Raw genomic sequence first — 17,445 nt, forward strand, 5'->3', positions numbered from 1 at the left:
TCTCCGCTCGTTTCTCGCCTTCAGCGCATCGGCGGCAGCCCGCCCATGCCACCCATGCCCTTCATCGCGCCGCGCATCTGCCGCATCAGGCCCTTGCTGCCGCCCTTGCCCAGCTTGGACATCATCTTTTCCATCTGCATGTACTGCTTGAGCACCCGGTTAACGTCGGCCGGCTGGGTGCCGGAGCCCCGCGCCACGCGGGCACGGCGCGAGCCGTTGAGCAGGTCCGGGTGGCGGCGCTCCTTGCCGGTCATCGAGTTGATGATCGCGATCATCTTCTTCATTTCGCCGTCGTTGACCTTCGACTTCACGCTGTCAGGCAGGCTGGAGACGCCGGGCAGCTTGTCCAGCAGGCCGGCCAGGCCGCCCATGTTGCCCATCTGCTCCAGCTGATCCTTCATGTCGTTGAGGTCGAAGCGCTTGCCCTTCATCACCTTCTGGGCCAGCTTCTGCGCCTTGTCCTGGTCGACCTTGCGCTCGACCTCCTCGACCAGGCTCAGCACGTCACCCATGCCGAGGATGCGCTGGGCCAGGCGGTCGGGATGGAATGGTTCAAGCGCGTCGGTTTTCTCGCCGGCACCGAGGAACTTGATCGGCTTGCCGGTAACGTAGCGCACCGACAGCGCCGCGCCACCACGGGCGTCGCCGTCGCTCTTGGTCAGGATCACGCCGGTCAGCGGCAGCGCCTCGTCGAACGCCTTGGCCGTGTTGGCCGCATCCTGGCCGGTCATAGAATCGACCACGAACAGGGTTTCGATCGGCGTGATCGCGGCGTGCAAGGCCTTGATCTCGGCCATCATCGCCTCGTCCACATGCAGGCGGCCGGCGGTGTCGACGATCAGCACGTCGACCAGCTCGCGCCGCGCGGCGGCGATGGCGTCCCTGGCGATGCGCACCGGGTCCTGGCCCACCTCGGAGGGGAAGAACTTCACCCCGACCTGCCCGGCCAGCGTGCGCAGTTGCTCGATGGCGGCCGGACGATAGACATCGCAGCTGACCACCATCACTTTCTTCTTCTTGCGCTCGGTCAGCAGCCGCGCCAGCTTGGCGACCGTGGTGGTCTTGCCCGCGCCTTGCAGGCCAGCCATCAGCACCACCGCGGGCGGCTGCTGGGCCAGGTTCAATTCGGTGTTGGCGATGCCCATCACCATGGTCAGCTCATCGCTGACCACCTTCACCAGCGCCTGACCGGGCGACAGGCTGCGCGCCACTTCCTGGCCGACCGCGCGCACCTTGATGCGCTGGATCAGCGCCTGCACGACCGGCAAGGCCACATCCGCCTCCAGCAGCGCGATGCGCACTTCGCGCAGCGCTTCGCGGATGTTCTCGTCGGTCAGCCGGCCGCGACCGCGCAGTCGGTTGACGGTGGTGGCAAGGCGTTGGCTGAGCGACTCGAACATGGCGAAACCGGCGAACAGGAAAAGGATGATTATAGCGGACGGATCGATCGGCTCCCGCATGCAACCCGGCCGGGCCCTGTGCGACACTTCACCGTCATGCCGCTGACTCTTCCTTCCATTCTCGCCATCGCCCTCTACGCCGGCGGCGCCGCCTTGCTGGCTGCTCCGCTGACGGGTTGTCCGCGCTCGCCGCGGCGGCTCGGCCTGGCGACGGCAACGGTGGCGGTCCTGCTGCACGCAGCGGTCCTGCTGGGAGCGCATGGCGGCCGGCTCGACCTGCACTTCTTCGCCGCGCTGTCGCTGGTGGCCTGCGTGGTGGCTGCGCTGACCCTGCTGGTGAACCTGTCGCGACCGGTCGCCGGGCTGGGCGTGATCGTGTTTCCGCTGGCTGCACTGTTGCTGGCGCTGGACGTGTTCCTGGCGCCGCCGACCGTGCCCAGGCCCATGGACTGGCAGATCCAGTTGCACGTGGTGATCGCGCTGCTTGCCTACAGCGTGCTGTCCATCGCCGCGGTACTCGCCCTGCTGCTGGCGGTGCAGGAGCGCGCGCTGCGCGCGCGCCGGCCAGGCATGCTGGTTCGCGCCCTGCCGCCGCTGACCCAGACCGAAGCCTTGCTGTTTCGCCTGATCGGCGCCGGATTCGCGCTGCTCACCCTGACCTTGCTGAGCGGCTTCCTGTTCATCGCCAATATCCGTGCGCAACACCTCGTGCACACCACGGTGCTCAGCGTCGTGGCATGGCTGATCTTCGGGGCCTTGTTGTGGGGTCGCTGGCGCCATGGCTGGCGCGGGCGTAGCGCCGTCAACCTCACCCTGATCGGCATGGCGGTGCTGGGGCTGGCGTTCTTCGGCTCGAAATTCGTGCTGGAAGTGATCCTGCAGCGCACGATGGGCTGAATCCGCCCGCGACCGGTTCTAGCGGCAGGCGTCGATCGCCTCTCCCAGCCGCTCCACACCGATCACTTCCATCTCGCCGACCCTGCCCTTCTTCGGCGCATTCGCCTTGGGCACGATCGCGCGGCGGAAGCCGTGATGGGCCGCTTCCTTGAGCCGCTCCTCGCCATTGGGCACCGGACGGATCTCGCCGGACAGGCCCACTTCGCCGAAGGTGACCATGTGCTCCGGCAGCGGGCGATCGCGCAGGCTGGACAGCACCGCCAGCAGCACCGGCAGATCGGCCGCGGTTTCCTGCACGCGGATACCGCCGACCACGTTGACGAACACGTCCTGGTCGTACGCGGCCACGCCGCCATGCCGATGCAGCACGGCAAGCAGCATGGCGAGCCGGTTCTGCTCCAGGCCCAGGGTGACCCGGCGCGGATTGCCCAGCGAGGACTGGTCCACCAGCGCCTGCACCTCGACCAGCAACGGGCGGGTGCCCTCGCGAGTCACCATCACCGCACTGCCGGAAGTCGGGCCGCTGTGCGAGGAAAGGAAGATCGCCGACGGATTCGGCACCTCGCGCAGGCCCTTGTCGCTCATCGCGAACACGCCCAGTTCGTTGACCGCGCCGAAGCGGTTCTTGAACGCGCGCAACACGCGAAAACGGCTGCCCGATTCGCCCTCGAAATACAGCACCGCATCGACCATGTGCTCGAGCACGCGCGGGCCGGCGATGCCGCCCTCCTTGGTCACGTGGCCGACCAGGAACACCGCCGTGCCGGTCTCCTTGGCGAAGCGGGTGAGCTTGGCGGCCGACTCGCGCACCTGCGACACCGAACCGGGCGCGGCGGCCAGCAATTCCGTCCAGATGGTCTGGATCGAGTCGATCACCAGCACCTTCGGCCGCGTGGCCATGGCCTGTTCGAGAATCCGTTCGATGCAGGTCTCGGCCAGCGCCTGCAGCGGCTCCAGCGCCAGGCCCAGGCGCTGCGCACGCGCGGCCACCTGCGAAAGCGACTCCTCGCCGGTGACGTAGACGCTGGGCAGCTGCAGACCCAGCGTGCCAAGCACCTGCAACAGCAGGGTCGACTTGCCGATGCCCGGATCGCCGCCGATCAGCACCACCGAACCCTGCACCAGACCGCCGCCCAGCACGCGGTCCAGCTCGCCGATGCCGGTCAGCGTGCGCGCGTCGGCGGTCAGCATCACTTCGGTAAGCGGCGTGATCTTCGGCGCGCCCGCAGCGGCGCCGGCATAGCTGGAACGCTGTGCACCTGCCGACGCCTTGCCCGCCGTGGCCGGCTCCAGCACGATCGCGCTGAGCGTGTTCCACACCCCGCACTCGACGCACTGTCCCTGCCACTTGCTGTGCTCGGCGCCGCATTCGGTGCAGACGTAGGCGGTCCTGGCTTTGGCCATGCGGATTTCCCGAGTGAAGCGACAGAGGACAACGAGTTTAGTGCGCGACCATCGCAGGCGGCGAGACGCGCGCGGCGCGCAACGATGTCAGCCTTCGTCCTCGACGAACAGCACACGGCGGGTCATGCCGCAAGTGAGGTCGTAGGAGATCGTGCCGGCCGCGGCGGCGATCGTTTCGACCGGAAGCTGCGGCCCCCACAGCGTCACCCGGTCGCCGATCGTCGCGTCGGGTGCGCCGCGCAGGTCGAGCGTGATCAGGTCCATCGAGACCCGGCCGATCAATGCCACGCGGCGATCGCCGACGAGCACCGGCGTGCCGGCGGCGGCACTGCGCGGGTAGCCGTCACCGTAGCCGACCGCGGCCACACCGACCGGCATGTCCTCGGGACAGGTCCAGGTGCCGTTGTAGCCGATGCGCTCGCCTCGGCCGATGCGGTTGATCGCGATCAGCCGGGTGGACAGCGTCATCGCCGGGCGGAAGCCGAAATCGCCACCATGCCTGCCCTCGACGACCGACAAGCCGTACAGCAATCCGCCGGTGCGCACCCAGTCGCCGCGCGCGTCGGGCCAGCCGAGCACCGCGGCGGAATTGGACAGCGAGCGCGGGCCGGCGAACGAGTCCGTCACCGCCGCGAAACGGGCGATCTGCGCCGGCGTCTGCGGGCCGTCGAACACCTCCGAATCGGAAAAATGCGTAAGCAGGCCTATCTCGGGATCGACGCCGGCCATCGCGGCCAGCTGCGCATGCACCGCCGCGATACGCCCGGGCGCGAAGCCCAGCCGGTGCATGCCGCTGTCGACCTTCAGCCACACCCGCAGCCGCCCGCGCACCGGCGCCATCGCGGCCAGCCATGGCAACTGCGCCTCGTGGTGGATGGTCGCTTCCAGCTGCAGCCGCTGCATCTCGGCGAGGTCGCCCGGCTTGTCCGGCCCGGACAACACCACGATGCGCTGCCGATGCCCCGCCGCGCGCAGGCGCAGGCCATCGCCCAACGCCGCCACCGCAAAGCACTCGGCCTCGCCATCCAGCGCACGCGCCACCCGCTCCAGCCCATGCCCGTAGGCATCGGCCTTGACCACCGCCATCACCTTCGCCGGCGCCGCCATGGCCTTGAGCCGCGCCAGATTGTGGCGCAGCGCACCGAGATGGATGGTGGCGACGGTGGTGCGGCTCATGGGGCTTCGCCAGGGAATCGGGAATGGGGAATAGGGAATGGGAACAGCACGTGGCCTCGAGACATGCCCTGATGTTCCGGACCTGGCAAACACACCGGAATGCCCCGGAGATTGCAGGCGCTTCTCGATTCCCTATTCCCCATTCCCGATTCCCTGCCTCAATCAAACCCGCCCACGAACGAGTCCGGTGCGTAGTTCACGAACTTGGTGTAGTGGCCGAGGAAGGTCAGTTTGCAGGTGTCGGTGGGGCCGTTGCGCTGCTTGCCGATGATGATTTCGGCGATGCCCTTGTCCTGCGATTCCTTGTTGTAGTACTCGTCGCGGTAGATGAACATGATCACGTCGGCGTCCTGCTCGATGGCGCCGGACTCGCGCAGGTCGGACATCATCGGGCGCTTGTCGGCGCGCTGTTCCAGCGAGCGGTTCAACTGCGACAGGGCGATCACCGGCACGTTCAGCTCCTTGGCAAGCCCCTTCAGTGAACGCGAGATTTCTGAAATTTCGGTGGCGCGATTCTCCGTGTTGCCGGGCACCTGCATCAGCTGCAGGTAGTCGATCACGATCAGGCCGAGACCGCCGTGCTCGCGATGCAGCCGGCGCGCGCGCGAACGCAACTCCACCGGCGACAGGCTGGGCGTGTCGTCGATGAATATCTTGGCGTCGGACAGCAGCGCGATGGCATTGGAGACGCGCGGCCAGTCCTCCTCCTCCAGCGTGCCGTTGCGCAGATGCTGCTGGTGGATGCGGCCCACCGAGGAGATCAGGCGGAATGCAAGCTGCGAGGAGGACATCTCCATCGAGAACACCACCACCGCCTTCTTGCTGCCCAGCGCCGCAGTCTCGGCGATGTTCAATGCGAAGGCCGTCTTGCCCATCGAGGGGCGCGCGGCCACGATGATCAGGTCCGACGGCTGCAGGCCGGAGGTGAGCTCGTCCAGGTCGGTGAAGCCGGTGCTGACGCCGGTAAGCTGGCCGCGGTTCTGGTAGCGCTCGGTGAGCAGCTTGAAGGCATCCTTCACCGCCTCGCGCATCGAGACGGAATCCTTCTTGCCGCGGGCGCCGGATTCGGCGATGTGGAACACGCGCTGCTCGGCGCTTTCCAGCACCTCGTGCACGCTCTTGCCTTCGGGCCGGTAGCCGTCCTCGGTGATCGAGGTGCCGGCGTCGATCAGCTGGCGCAGTACCGACTTCTCGCGCACGATCTCGGCATAGGCGGCAATGTTCGCCGCGCTGGGCGTGCTGTTGGCCAGCTCGATCAGGTAGCCGGCCCCGCCGACCATCTCGGCCAGGCCATTGCTCTCGAACCAGTCGCCCAGGGTCACCGCGTCGCACGGCATGCCCTTGTTGGCCAGCTCGTTGATCGCGCGCCAGATCAGCCGGTGATCCTTGCGGTAGAAATCGTCCTCGGCCAGCCGGTCGGCGACGTTGTCCAGCGCGCCGGGGGCCAGCATCAACCCGCCCAGCACCGCCTGCTCCGCGTCGATGGAATGCGGCGGCACCCGCAACGCCTCGATCGCCGCGGAGGAGGATTTGCGCTCTGGGACGAAGGACATCGGATTACCTCGGGAACGACCCCGCCACCGGCGCCGCAGGCGCCGACCGCAGGTGGGCGGACATGTCGACACATCATGCGCGGCCGCGTCTCACGCGTCGAGACAACAACTCTGTGGATATGTTGGGGATGGCTGGGGATAAAGCCGGGAATGGGGAATCGGGAGTGGTGAATCGAAGGCAGCGACCAGGCCGTTTCCGATGCCCTGTTCCCCATTCCCGGCCCTCGAAAAACAAACGGGCGCCTCGCGGCGCCCGGACGTTTCCGATGGACCGGAACTTACTTGTCGCTGACCACGATCACCTTGACGGTGGTGTGCACGTCGGCGTGCAGGTGCACGGCAACCTCGAACTCGCCGGTGGTGCGCAGCGGGCCTTCGCCCAGGATCACTTCGCCCTTGTGGACGGCGTGACCTTCGGCGGCCAGGGCCTCGGCGATGTCGCGCGGGCCGACCGAACCGAACAGCTTGCCCTCGGCACTGGCATGTGCCGGGATCGTCACCGCCACGTCGGCGAGCTTGGCCTTGCGCGCTTCGGCGTCGGCCAGCACGGAGTTGGCCTTGGCCTCGTACTCGGCGCGACGCTGCTCGAATGCGGCCAGGTTGGCGGCATTGGCGCGCGCGGCCTTGCCCTGCGGCAGCAGGTAGTTGCGGCCGTAACCCGGCTTCACGGTGACCTTGTCACCCAGGTTGCCGAGATTGCGGACTTTCTGCAGAAGAATGAGTTCCATGATGCTTTCCTGTTCGTTAGCGCCGGTGTGGCCCGACGCAGCCAGAGGACGGTTGTCCGAATTGAGGGAATAGGGAATAGGGAATGGAGAATAGGAAATAGGAAAAGCGGAGCTACGGAGCAACCGATTCCCTATTCCCTACTCCCTATTCCCTCGACGCCCTCAGACGTCGTGGTTGTCGGTATACGGCAGCAGCGAGAGGAAGCGCGCGCGCTTGATCGCGGTGGCCAGCTGGCGCTGGTAGCGCGCCTTGGTGCCGGTGATGCGGCTGGGCACGATCTTGCCGTTCTCGGTGACGTACTGGCGCAGGGTGTTGAGATCCTTGTAGTCGATCTCCTTCACGTCTTCGGCAGTGAAGCGGCAGAACTTGCGGCGGCGGAAAAACTTGGACATGTGGGTGCTCCCTGATCAGTCGTCGCTGTCGCGATCGTTGTCGGCGTGGCCATGGCCACGGCTCTCGCCATCGTTGTCGTCGTCGCGGCGACGGCTGGACTTGGCGTCGTCCTTTTCCTTCGACTTCAGGATGAAGGACGGCTCGATGTCGGCCTCGTCACGACGGATCACCAGGTGGCGCAGCACGGCGTCGTTGAAACGGAAGCCGGACTCCAGCTCGTTCAGCGCGTTCTGGCTCACTTCGATGTTGAGCAGCACGTAGTGTGCCTTGGCCAGGTTGACGATCGGGTAAGCCAGCTGGCGCCGGCCCCAGTCTTCCAGGCGGTGGATCTTGCCGCCGTCGGCCTCGATCAGCGACTTGTAGCGCTCGAGCATGGCGGGAACCTGCTCGCTCTGGTCCGGATGGACCATGAATACGACTTCGTAATGACGCAGGGTCATCGTGGGTTGACTCCTTGTGGATGCGGCCAAAGCGGCCTGGCAGCCTCCCGTCAGTGCGGTGAGGCAAGTGTCCCGCCCGTGCCCTTTCGGGTGCAGACAGAAGCGGAATTGTACGATGACGCACAACGGCCACGCAAGTCATTGAAAAGCCTGCGCGCCGGGCAGAGGCGCTCAGCTGACGGTGAAGCTCTCGCCGCAGCCGCACTCGCCGGTGGAGTTCGGGTTGTGGAACACGAAGCTGGCGTTGAGCCCGTGGCGCTGGAAGTCGATGACGGTGCCGTCGACCAGGGCCAGGCTCTTGTCGCTGACGATCAGCGGCACGCCGTCCACCTCCAGCAGCCGGTCACCCTCGTCCATCGACTCGGCCAGGTCGACCACGTAGGCAAACCCCGAACAGCCGGTGCGCTTGACCCCGAAGCGCACGCCTGCCGCCGCGGGCGTCGAGGCGAGGAAGTGGCGCATGCGTTCGTTGGCAGCGGGGGTGATGCTGATGCTCATGGCAGGCGGATTCGATCTCGTGAAATGGGCGGCAGGTGTCGCGACCCGGGCAAGCCCTACATTATCATGCGGGTTTGGCTCCGCGCGCCGCGCGGGTGCCCACCATCCAGCGCACCGACCGGTGCGCAAGCAGCAGGAGTTCCAATCCATGGCCGTGGTCAGTGTGAAGCAGGCGTTGTCGGGCAGCATCGATGCCGGCAGCCAGGTGACCGTGCGCGGCTGGGTGCGCACGCGCCGCGATTCCAAGGCCGGCCTGTCCTTCGTCAACGTCACCGACGGCTCCTGCTTCGACCCGATCCAGGCGGTAGTGCCGGCCACCCTGGCCAATTACGAGAGCGAGGTGAAGCACCTCACCGCCGGCGCGGGCGTGATCGTCACGGGCACCTTGGTGCCCTCGCAGGGCAAGGGTCAGCGTTTCGAGATCCAGGCCGGCGAGGTGATCGTCACCGGCCTGGTCGACGACCCGGAGACCTACCCGATCCAGCCCAAGCAGCACTCGATGGAGTTCCTGCGCGAGGTCGCCCACCTGCGCCCGCGCACCAATCTGTTCGGCGCGGTGACGCGCGTGCGGCACACGATGATGACGGCGATCCATCGCCACCTCACCGAGCAGGGCTTCTTCTGGATCAACACGCCGATCATCACCACGTCGGATGCGGAAGGCGCCGGCGACATGTTCCGGCTGTCCACGCTGGACCTGGCCAACCTGCCGCGCCTGCCCGACGGCAAGATCGACTTCCGCAAGGACTTCTTCGGCCGCGAGGCGTTCCTCACCGTGTCCGGCCAGCTCAACGTCGAGGCCTATTGCCTGGCGATGAGCAAGGTGTACACCTTCGGTCCCACTTTCCGCGCCGAGAATTCCAACACGGCGCGCCACCTGGCCGAGTTCTGGATGTGCGAGCCGGAGATCGCCTTCGCCGACCTGGCCGCCAATGCCGACTGCGCCGAGGGCTTCCTCAAGGCGATCTTCAAGGCCGTGCTGGACGAACGCCCCGACGACATGGCGTTCTTCGCCGAACGCGTGCAACCGGATGCGATCAGCCGGATGGAGGCATTCATCGCCAAGCCGTTCGAGCGCATCGACTACACCGACGCGATCGAGATCCTGAAGAAGTCCGGCGAGAAGTTCGAATACCCGGTCGCCTGGGGCATCGACCTGCAGACCGAACACGAACGCTACCTCGCCGAGAAACATGTCGGCCGCCCCGTGGTCGTGATGAACTACCCCGAGGCGATCAAGGCGTTCTACATGCGCTTGAACGATGACGAGAAGACCGTGGCCGCGATGGACGTACTCGCGCCCGGCATCGGCGAGATCATCGGCGGCAGCCAGCGCGAGGAACGGCTGGATCATCTGGACCGCCGCATGATCCAGTTCGGCCTCGATCCGGCCAGCTATGGCTGGTACCGTGACCTGCGTCGCTACGGCACGGTGCCGCACGCCGGGTTCGGCCTCGGCTTCGAGCGCCTGCTGGTCTACATCTGCGGCCTGTCCAACATCCGCGACGCCATCCCCTACCCGCGTGCCGCCGGCACCGCCGAGTTCTGACGCCCATGTCGTACCGCTTCGCCGCCCTTGCCGCCGTGTTCACCGCCGCCCTCGCGCTGACCGGCTGCCATGCCGCCAAGGCGTTGCTGCCGCCCAACCTGCGGCCGCCCGCGGAGGACCCCGGCGATCCGCTGAAGATCGCCCAACTGCATCTGCAGCAGGCCACGCCCTGCTGCAGCAGCTTCGCCGATTTCTCCTACCGCAGCCTGCTGCCGTGGCAGCCGCAGAAGTTCACCCTGGGCAGCGGCAGCATGGTCGCCAACCTCAACGGCACCAAGAGCTATTTCCTCGCCTTCCGCCTGCCCACCGGCATGAAGCTGCCGTACCGGGTGGCGCTGAAATCGGAATTGAACGGACGCTGGCTGCATGCCAGCTACCTGTTCGCGCCCACCATCGTGCTGCTCGACGACGGCTTCCAGCCGATCCGCTTCGACGACATCCGCCTGTGCGAACACATGGGCTGGAGCGACGAAACCAGCGGGGCCTTCGGCAGTTTCAAGATCGACAGCGACAAGGCCCACTACCTGCTGGTCTACAGCTCGGCCGACCAGCAGTCGGGCAAGACCTACTGGGAGCAGTCGCCGGCCTCGCTCTCCAACGCCACCACTGCGGCCACCCTGAAGATGAACTCCAGCGGCAGCTTCAGCATCCCGCACGGGCCGGACGGGTCGCTGTGGATCGGCATGATGAACTCCGTCTACCAGAAAGCCATCGACAACGCGGTGTGCGGCGAAGCACCCCACGGCGACGGCCTGCTGAACGAGTTGCCGCTGCCCTGGAGCGGGAAACGCGGCAGTTCGTCGTGATCGTGCTGTACTTGGCGTTGCTGGTCGCCGGGGTGGGCCTGTTTGTGCTGTCGTTCGTGGCGCAATACCGATTGGCCACGCTGTTGCGACGGCGTTATCCGCAACACTGGCAAATCATCGCGGCAGCCGACCACGCGCGGCCCTCCGCCTGGCGCCGCTGGGCGCGAATGCAGCAGGTGCTGCGCTCGCCGGCACTGCCGGCGCTGGGCGACCGCTCGATCGACCGCTGGCGCCACCTGTGGCGACTGGGTCCCTGGCTAGGCTGGCTGTGCTGGCTGGGCGCGCTGGCCACGCGTCTCTCCTCCTGACCCCTCACCGAGGAAGAACTCCATGCAACTGGATCTGAGTGGACGTCATGCGCTGGTCTGCGGCGCTTCCCAGGGCATCGGCCGTGCCTGCGCGATCGAGCTGGCCCTGCTCGGCGCCAACGTCACCGTGCTTGCGCGTCGCGCCGAAGTGCTGGCCGAGGTGGTCGGCAGCCTGCCGCGCACCGACGGCGCGCAGCACCACGACCTGCTGGTCGCCGATGCGAGCGACACCGGCAGCCTGCGCGAGCGGGTCGAAGCCCTGGTCGCGGCGGCGCCGGTGCACATCCTGGTCAACAACAGCGGCGGACCGCCGCCGGGCAGCATCCTCGACGCCACGCCGCCGCAATTCCTCGATGCCTTCGGCCAGCACCTGCTGGCCAATCACACGCTGGCGCAGGTGGTGATCCCCGGCATGCGCGACGCCGGCTGGGGCCGCATCGTCAACATCATCTCCACCTCGGTGAAGGAGCCGCTCTCCGGCATCGGCGTCTCCAACACCACCCGCGGCGCGGTGGCGAGCTGGGCCAAGACCCTGGCTGGCGAACTGGCGCCGCTGGGCATCACCGTCAACAACGTGCTGCCGGGCTCCACCCACACGCCGCGGATCGAACAGATCGTGCGGGTACGGGCGCAGAAGTCGGGGCGCAGCGAAGTGGAAGTCGCGCGCGAGATGGCCGCGGAGATTCCGATGGGCCGCTTCGCCGATCCCGCGGAAACCGCCGCCGCCGTCGCCTTCCTCGCCTCCCCGGCGGCCAGCTACATCACCGGCACGAGCCTGCCGGTCGACGGTGGGCGCATGCGCTCGCTCTGAGCGACCAGACCCGCCAGCCGCCCGACTGAAGCCCGGCCCATCCAGCGCGTCGCGCGCCCTGCGTACGGTCGCGTTCGGTGCAATTGTCGCGTGCTGGACTTAAGATGACGCGGATGTCCACTCCGCGCCTAGCCAACCTGATCGACGGCCGCCTGCGGGCGCCTATTAGCGACAGCTGGCTCGACGTGCACGAACCCGCCACGGCGGGCGTGCTGACCCAATGCCCGGATTCCGATGCCGCCGATGTCGGGGCCGCCGTGGCCGCCGCCAGTCGCGCAGCAACCGCCTGGGCGGCCACGCCGATCGAGCAACGGGCGCACTTGCTGCACCGCCTGGCCGACCTGATCGAGGCGCGGCTGGAGGAGTTCGCTGCGCTGGAATCGCGCGACAGCGGCAAGCCGCTCGCCCTCGCGCGCCGCCTCGACATCCCGCGCGCGGTGAGCAACCTGCGCTACTTCGCCGCCGCGATCACCGGCTGGGGCAGCGAATCGCATGCGATGGAAACGGGCACGCCGGGCGCCGGCGCCATCAACTACACCTTGCACCAGCCGCTCGGCGTGGTCGGTTGCATAAGTCCGTGGAACCTGCCGCTGTACCTGTTCACCTGGAAGATCGCGCCGGCACTGGCGGCCGGCAACACGGTGGTGGCAAAACCCTCGGAGATCACGCCGTGCACTGCCGCCCTGCTGGGCGAGCTGAGCATCGAGGCCGGCTTTCCGCCGGGCGTGCTGAACATCGTGCACGGGCTGGGGCCACAGGTCGGCGAAGCCATCGTGGCGCATCCGGCGGTCAAGGCGGTGTCGTTCACCGGCTCCACGCGCACTGGCGCGGCCATCGCTGCCGTCGCGGCACCGGCGTTCAAGAAAGTCTCGCTGGAGATGGGCGGAAAGAATCCGGCGATCGTGTTCGCCGATGCGGATCTTTCCGACGCCAACCTCGACACCATCGTGCGCTCGGGCTTCGCCAACCAGGGCGAGATCTGCCTGTGCGGCTCGCGCTTGCTGGTGCAGCGCTCCATCTACGACGCGTTCCGCGAACGCTATCTTGCGCGCGTGCAGGCGCTGCGCGTGGGCGATCCGGACGACGCACGCAGCGACCTCGGCGCCATGGTGTCGCGGGCGCACTACGACAAGGTGCTCGGCTGCATCGCACAGGCCCGCGCCGAGGGCGGACGCGTGCTGTGTGGCGGCGCGGCGGTTGCCGTGCCGGGCCGCTGCGCCGGCGGCTGGTTCATCGCGCCGACCGTGATCGAAGGGCTGCCCTCTTCGGCGCAGACCAACCAGCAGGAAATCTTCGGCCCGGTAGTCGCGCTGATCCCGTTCGAGGACGAAGCCGAGGCGCTGGCGATCGCCAACGACAGCCACTACGGACTGGCCGCGTCGCTGTGGACGCAGGATCTTTCCCGCGCGCACCGGCTGGCCGGGCAACTCGAATTCGGCATCGTGTGGATCAACTGCTGGTTGCTGCGCGACCTGCGCACGCCGTTCGGCGGCGCCAAGCAATCGGGCGTCGGCCGCGAGGGTGGTGCCGAGGCGCTGCATTTCTTCACCGAACCGAAAAACGTCTGCATCGCGTACGGTGCCAGCCCCTGATACGCCGCGCCACCCGTCCGAAACGCCTGGAACCTCGATGAACTCACTGAACGATCTGCTTGCCAACAACCGCCGCTGGGCCGATCAGGTCACCACGCAGGACCCGACCTTTTTCGAGAAGTTGTCGCAGCAGCAGGCGCCGCAGTATCTGTGGATCGGCTGCTCGGATTCGCGCGTTCCGGCCACCCAGATCGTCGACCTGCCGCCGGGCGAGATCTTCGTGCATCGCAACGTCGCCAACGTGGTGGTGCACACCGACCTCAACGCGCTCAGCACGATCCAGTTCGCGGTCGACGTGCTCAAGGTCAAGCACATCCTGGTCGTCGGCCACTACGGCTGCGGCGGCGTCGGCGCGGTGTTGAAGGAGAGCCGCCTCGGCCTGATCGACAACTGGCTGCGGCACATCACCGACATTGCCCTGAAGCACTCGGACAAGCTCGACCCGAACCAGTCGTTCGCCCTGCGCCACGCCCACCTGTGCGAGTTGAACGCGCTGGAACAGGCGCTCAACGTCTGCCACACCACGGTGGTGCGTGAAGCCTGGGAGCGTGGCCAGCAACTGGCCGTGCACGCGTGGATCTACGGCCTGGACAACGGTCACATGCACGACCTGGGGCTGGACGTGCGCGGCCGCGAACAGTTGCCCGAAGCCTATGAGCAGGCGGTGGCCCAGCTGACCCGCCGCTGGACCGGCGGCGCATGAGCGGCGCGGGTATCCGCACCGACGCCGCGCCGCAACCGGTGGGCGCCTATCCGCACGCGCGGCGGGTCGGAGATTTGCTGTTCCTGTCCGGCGTCGGCCCGCGTCAACCGGGCAGCAATGCCATTCCCGGCAACGTCCACGACGCGGATGGCCGTCTGCTCGACTACGACATCGAGGCGCAATGCCGACAGGTGTTCGCCAACGTGCGCGCCGTGCTGGAAGCCAGCGGTGCGCAGTGGACCGATCTCATCGACGTCACCGTGTTCCTGACCGACATGGCGCGCGACTTTGCGACCTACAACCGCCTCTACGCGGAATATTTCGCCGGCGTCGACGCCTGCCGCACTACGCTGGGCATCCACAGCCTGCCCACGCCGATCGCGATCGAGCTCAAGTGCATTGCCGCGCTGCCGGCACAAAAAAACCCGCCGACCTGAGTCGGCGGGGCACTGAAGCCAGAACCTTTCCAGGCCGGCGCGGGATCAGCCCGCGGCCGGCGTGGCGGCGGCCTTCTTGTGGCTCTTGTGATGCTTGTGGGTCTTGTGGTGCGTCGTCGTGTGCGCAGCGGCTTTCGGCGCAGCTTCGGTCGCCGGGGCGGCCTTGGTTGCCACGGCAGCCTGCGCCGCGGGGGCGGCGGCCTGCGGGGCAGCAGCCTGGGCCAGCACGGAGCCGGAAAGCGCCACGCCCGCAACCAGCAGGGAGGCAATCAGAACATTACGCATCATGGTGACAAACCTCGGAGAAGAAATGCCGCGAGCCCGGCCGGAACCCGGCGCCTCGGGTGGCGCGACGGCAAGACAATGCGGCGCACAGGACATACGGCTGCTGAATGCAGCAGGCCATTTCGGTGCGCCGGATCGCGCCGGATCTTGACAGTCGAAAAACGCTCCGGCCGCCGGCAATTTCTTGCGTTCAGTCCAGACAGGTGCGCAACAAGGATTCGATCAACGCCTGCACCTGCGACGCCTTCGACGCGTCATAGGCAAAGCTCGCCTCGTCCATGTAGTTGAGCTGCACCAGCTCCAGTTGCACCGCCTGCACGCCGGCGTCCGGGCGACCGTAATGACGGGTGATGTAACCGCCCTTGAAACGCCCGTTGATCGCAACGCTGAAGCGCGACTGCGCCTGCAGGCCATCGGCCAGGCGCATCTGCAGGGCGGCATCGCAGCTCGCCCCGTTTGCCGTACCGAGGTTGAAATCCGGCAGCCTGCCCTCGAACAGCATCGGCACGCGACTGCGGATCGAATGGCCTTCCCACAGCACCACGCGGCCGTGTTCGGCCCGCAACCGCGCAAGTTCCTGCGCCAATGCATCGTGGTAAGGCTGCCAGTAATCGTTTATCCGCCGTTGAACTTCGGCCGCGTCGGGCGCATCGCCGTCGCGGTACAAGGGCTCGCCATCGAAGCCGATCAACGGCACCAGGCCGGTCTCGCGCTGGCCCGGATACAGCGCATGGCCATCGGCAGGCCGATTGAGGTCGACCACGTAACGCGAGGCGGCAGGTTTCAGCACGCTGGCGCCCAGCGCCTCGGCCAGCGGCTCGTACAACCGCGCCACGTGCCAATCCGTATCGGGCGAGCGCCGCGCGGCCGGGGGCATGCGCGCGGCGATGTCGGCGGGAATGAAGCTGCCATCGTGCGGCAGGCTGATCAGCAGGGGTACGCGGCCCCGGTGCAAGGTGAACGTGTCCATGGGGGTAGTCTAAGGGCCGGGATCAGGGTTGGGGAGTCGAAAGCCAAAGCCCGCATGCGGCCGCTCCCCCGAATCCCGAGTCTTCGATCGCGACCACTAATCCATCAACACCAGTTCTTCCGCCGAGGTCGGGTGGATCGCCACCGTGGCATCGAGATCGCGCTTGCGGATGCCGCGCTTCAGGGCTACCGCGAACCCTTGCAGCATCTCGTCGGCACTCGCGCCCAGCAGATGAATGCCGACGACGCGTTCGTCCTCGCCAACGCACACCAGTTTCATCAGGCTCTGCTCACGCTTGCCCACCAGCGCCCAGGCCATGGGCGTGAAGCGGCTGCAGTGGATGCGCACCGCGTCGCCGTGGCGCTCGCGGGCCTCTTCCTCGGTAAGGCCGACGCGACCCAGCGGTGGCTTGGAGAACACCACGCTGGGGATGTTGCGGTAATCCAGCCGCGACTCGTCCTGCCCGCCGAACAGGCGGTCGGCGAGCGCGCGCCCGGCGGCCACCGCCACCGGGGTCAGCGCATGCCGGCCGGTGACGTCGCCCACCGCGTGGATGCCCGCGACGTTGGTGTCCTGCCAGGCATCGGTCGTGACGTGGCCCTTGTCGTCCCGCTTCACGCGGACAGTATCCAGACCCAGCGATTCGGTGTTCGGCACGCGCCCCACCGCCCACAGCACCGCGTCGTAGGGACCTCGCGTGCCGGCAACGGCAGCGTCGTCCAGCACGATGCCATCGTCGGTGCGACGTGCGCCGCGCACGTCGGTGTCCAGCTGCACGGCGATGCCCTGGCCATGCATGTGTTCGCGCAGGGCGCGCACCAGTTCCGCGTCGAACCCGCCGAGCAGGCGCTCGCGCGCCAGCATCTCGACGCTGCAGCCGAGCGCCCGCAGCAAGCCGGCGAACTCCGACGCCACGTAACCGCCGCCGACGATCGCCACGCGCGCGGGCGCGGCGTCGAGCGCGAAGATGTCGTCCGACACCAGACCCAGATCGAAGCCGGGGAGATCCAGCCGACGCGGCCGTGCGCCGGTGGCGATCACCACGTGCGGCGCCTGCGCACGGTGGCCATCGGCCAGCTCCACCGTGTCCGTCGCGACGAATCGCGCGGCTTGCCGCACAAGCTCGACACCGGCCTGCTCCAGCCGTTCGGCATAGCGACGGTCGATGCCTCCGATGTAGGCCACGCGCACCTCGCGAAAGTGCCGCCAGTCCAGCGGCCCGGGCTGTGCATCGAACCCCAGCGCTGTCGCCCAGCGCTGCTCCTGCGCCCATTGCGCGGCGATCCACATGGCCTTCTTCGGCACGCAGCCGCGATGGACGCACGTGCCGCCCAGTTCTCGCGGCTCGACCAGGGCCACGCGGGCACCATGCCTGGCTGCGCGAAAGGCCGTGGCCAGGCCGCCGGAACCGGCGCCCAGCACGATCAGGTCATGGCTTGCCGTCATCGCATGCTCCTCGGCGTTCGTGGAAGGCGCCGACGGATGGCGCCGCGA

General features: G+C 67.5%; 19 protein-coding genes. 8 read left to right on the forward strand and 11 right to left on the reverse strand.

The genetic code is table 11. The features are described from left to right. Nucleotides 1–20 precede the first annotated feature (20 nt). Entirely contained in the window at nucleotides 21–1,400 is a 1,380-nt protein-coding gene (gene ffh, locus ACVCL9_RS07020) for a signal recognition particle protein (RefSeq protein WP_395121407.1), read from the reverse strand. A 96-nt stretch (nucleotides 1,401–1,496) separates the two neighbouring features. Here ffh and ACVCL9_RS07025 point away from each other — a divergent pair, with 96 nt between their 5' ends. Further along, nucleotides 1,497–2,297 carry a cytochrome C assembly family protein gene (locus tag ACVCL9_RS07025; RefSeq protein ID WP_395119197.1) on the forward strand — a complete coding sequence of 267 codons (801 nt, stop codon included), beginning with the start codon at nucleotides 1,497–1,499 and terminating at the stop codon, nucleotides 2,295–2,297. 18 nt (nucleotides 2,298–2,315) lie between these two features. Here the strand turns inward: ACVCL9_RS07025 and radA are convergent, their stop codons facing one another. From radA to ACVCL9_RS07060, 7 genes are all read right to left on the reverse strand, one after another. Then, the gene (gene radA / locus ACVCL9_RS07030; RefSeq protein WP_447098635.1) at nucleotides 2,316–3,701 is read right to left on the reverse strand and encodes a DNA repair protein RadA; all 1,386 of its coding nucleotides are present in this window, start codon (nucleotides 3,699–3,701) and stop codon (nucleotides 2,316–2,318) included. An 87-nt stretch (nucleotides 3,702–3,788) separates the two neighbouring features. Then, a complete protein-coding gene (alr, locus tag ACVCL9_RS07035; protein ID WP_447098634.1) occupies nucleotides 3,789–4,877 on the reverse strand; it encodes an alanine racemase in 1,089 nt (362 codons plus the stop codon). A gap of 158 nt (nucleotides 4,878–5,035) precedes the next feature. Continuing rightward, nucleotides 5,036–6,430: a replicative DNA helicase gene (locus tag ACVCL9_RS07040; RefSeq protein WP_395119203.1), complete on the reverse strand. Its 1,395-nt coding sequence runs from the start codon at nucleotides 6,428–6,430 to the stop codon at nucleotides 5,036–5,038. 278 nt (nucleotides 6,431–6,708) lie between these two features. After that, entirely contained in the window at nucleotides 6,709–7,158 is a 450-nt protein-coding gene (rplI, locus tag ACVCL9_RS07045) for a 50S ribosomal protein L9 (protein WP_395119205.1), read from the reverse strand. A 162-nt stretch (nucleotides 7,159–7,320) separates the two neighbouring features. Beyond that, nucleotides 7,321–7,551, reverse strand: coding sequence for a 30S ribosomal protein S18 (rpsR, locus tag ACVCL9_RS07050; RefSeq protein WP_007081973.1), 231 nt, complete (start codon nucleotides 7,549–7,551; stop codon nucleotides 7,321–7,323). A 15-nt stretch (nucleotides 7,552–7,566) separates the two neighbouring features. Beyond that, a complete protein-coding gene (rpsF, locus tag ACVCL9_RS07055) occupies nucleotides 7,567–7,992 on the reverse strand; it encodes a 30S ribosomal protein S6 (protein WP_395119207.1) in 426 nt (141 codons plus the stop codon). Nucleotides 7,993–8,163: 171 nt separating this feature from the next. Next, entirely contained in the window at nucleotides 8,164–8,490 is a 327-nt protein-coding gene (locus ACVCL9_RS07060; RefSeq protein WP_136258380.1) for a HesB/IscA family protein, read from the reverse strand. 148 nt (nucleotides 8,491–8,638) lie between these two features. Here ACVCL9_RS07060 and asnS point away from each other — a divergent pair, with 148 nt between their 5' ends. From asnS to ACVCL9_RS07095, 7 genes are all read left to right on the forward strand, one after another. After that, nucleotides 8,639–10,039 (forward strand): asparagine--tRNA ligase, encoded by a 1,401-nt coding sequence (asnS, locus tag ACVCL9_RS07065; protein ID WP_395119211.1) that lies wholly within the window; start codon nucleotides 8,639–8,641, stop codon nucleotides 10,037–10,039. 5 nt (nucleotides 10,040–10,044) lie between these two features. After that, nucleotides 10,045–10,845: a hypothetical protein gene (locus tag ACVCL9_RS07070; protein WP_395119213.1), complete on the forward strand. Its 801-nt coding sequence runs from the start codon at nucleotides 10,045–10,047 to the stop codon at nucleotides 10,843–10,845. Then, entirely contained in the window at nucleotides 10,842–11,153 is a 312-nt protein-coding gene (locus ACVCL9_RS07075) for a hypothetical protein (protein ID WP_395119215.1), read from the forward strand. Before ACVCL9_RS07070 ends, ACVCL9_RS07075 begins: the two co-directional genes overlap by 4 nt. A gap of 22 nt (nucleotides 11,154–11,175) precedes the next feature. Further along, nucleotides 11,176–11,964 carry an SDR family oxidoreductase gene (locus tag ACVCL9_RS07080; protein WP_447098633.1) on the forward strand — a complete coding sequence of 263 codons (789 nt, stop codon included), beginning with the start codon at nucleotides 11,176–11,178 and terminating at the stop codon, nucleotides 11,962–11,964. 113 nt (nucleotides 11,965–12,077) lie between these two features. Beyond that, on the forward strand, nucleotides 12,078–13,556 hold the full coding sequence (locus tag ACVCL9_RS07085; protein WP_447098632.1) for an aldehyde dehydrogenase: 1,479 nt from the start codon (nucleotides 12,078–12,080) through the stop codon (nucleotides 13,554–13,556). A 37-nt stretch (nucleotides 13,557–13,593) separates the two neighbouring features. Then, nucleotides 13,594–14,259: a carbonate dehydratase gene (gene can / locus ACVCL9_RS07090; protein WP_395119221.1), complete on the forward strand. Its 666-nt coding sequence runs from the start codon at nucleotides 13,594–13,596 to the stop codon at nucleotides 14,257–14,259. Continuing rightward, on the forward strand, nucleotides 14,256–14,696 hold the full coding sequence (locus tag ACVCL9_RS07095; protein ID WP_395119223.1) for a RidA family protein: 441 nt from the start codon (nucleotides 14,256–14,258) through the stop codon (nucleotides 14,694–14,696). Before can ends, ACVCL9_RS07095 begins: the two co-directional genes overlap by 4 nt. 45 nt (nucleotides 14,697–14,741) lie before the next feature. On the opposite strand, the gene ACVCL9_RS07100 is transcribed toward ACVCL9_RS07095, so the two are convergent. The 3 genes from ACVCL9_RS07100 to gorA all read right to left on the reverse strand — a co-directional run bounded on the left by ACVCL9_RS07100 (nucleotide 14,742) and on the right by gorA (nucleotide 17,397). After that, nucleotides 14,742–14,984, reverse strand: a complete 243-nt coding sequence (locus tag ACVCL9_RS07100) for a hypothetical protein (RefSeq protein WP_447098631.1) — start codon at nucleotides 14,982–14,984, stop codon at nucleotides 14,742–14,744. 187 nt (nucleotides 14,985–15,171) lie between these two features. Beyond that, nucleotides 15,172–15,951: an N-formylglutamate deformylase gene (gene hutG, locus ACVCL9_RS07105; protein ID WP_447098630.1), complete on the reverse strand. Its 780-nt coding sequence runs from the start codon at nucleotides 15,949–15,951 to the stop codon at nucleotides 15,172–15,174. Nucleotides 15,952–16,047: 96 nt separating this feature from the next. Next, nucleotides 16,048–17,397, reverse strand: coding sequence for a glutathione-disulfide reductase (gorA, locus tag ACVCL9_RS07110; protein ID WP_447098629.1), 1,350 nt, complete (start codon nucleotides 17,395–17,397; stop codon nucleotides 16,048–16,050). Nucleotides 17,398–17,445: the final 48 nt, after the last annotated feature.

It is taken from the genome of Rhodanobacter sp. UC4438_H5 (assembly GCF_052978405.1).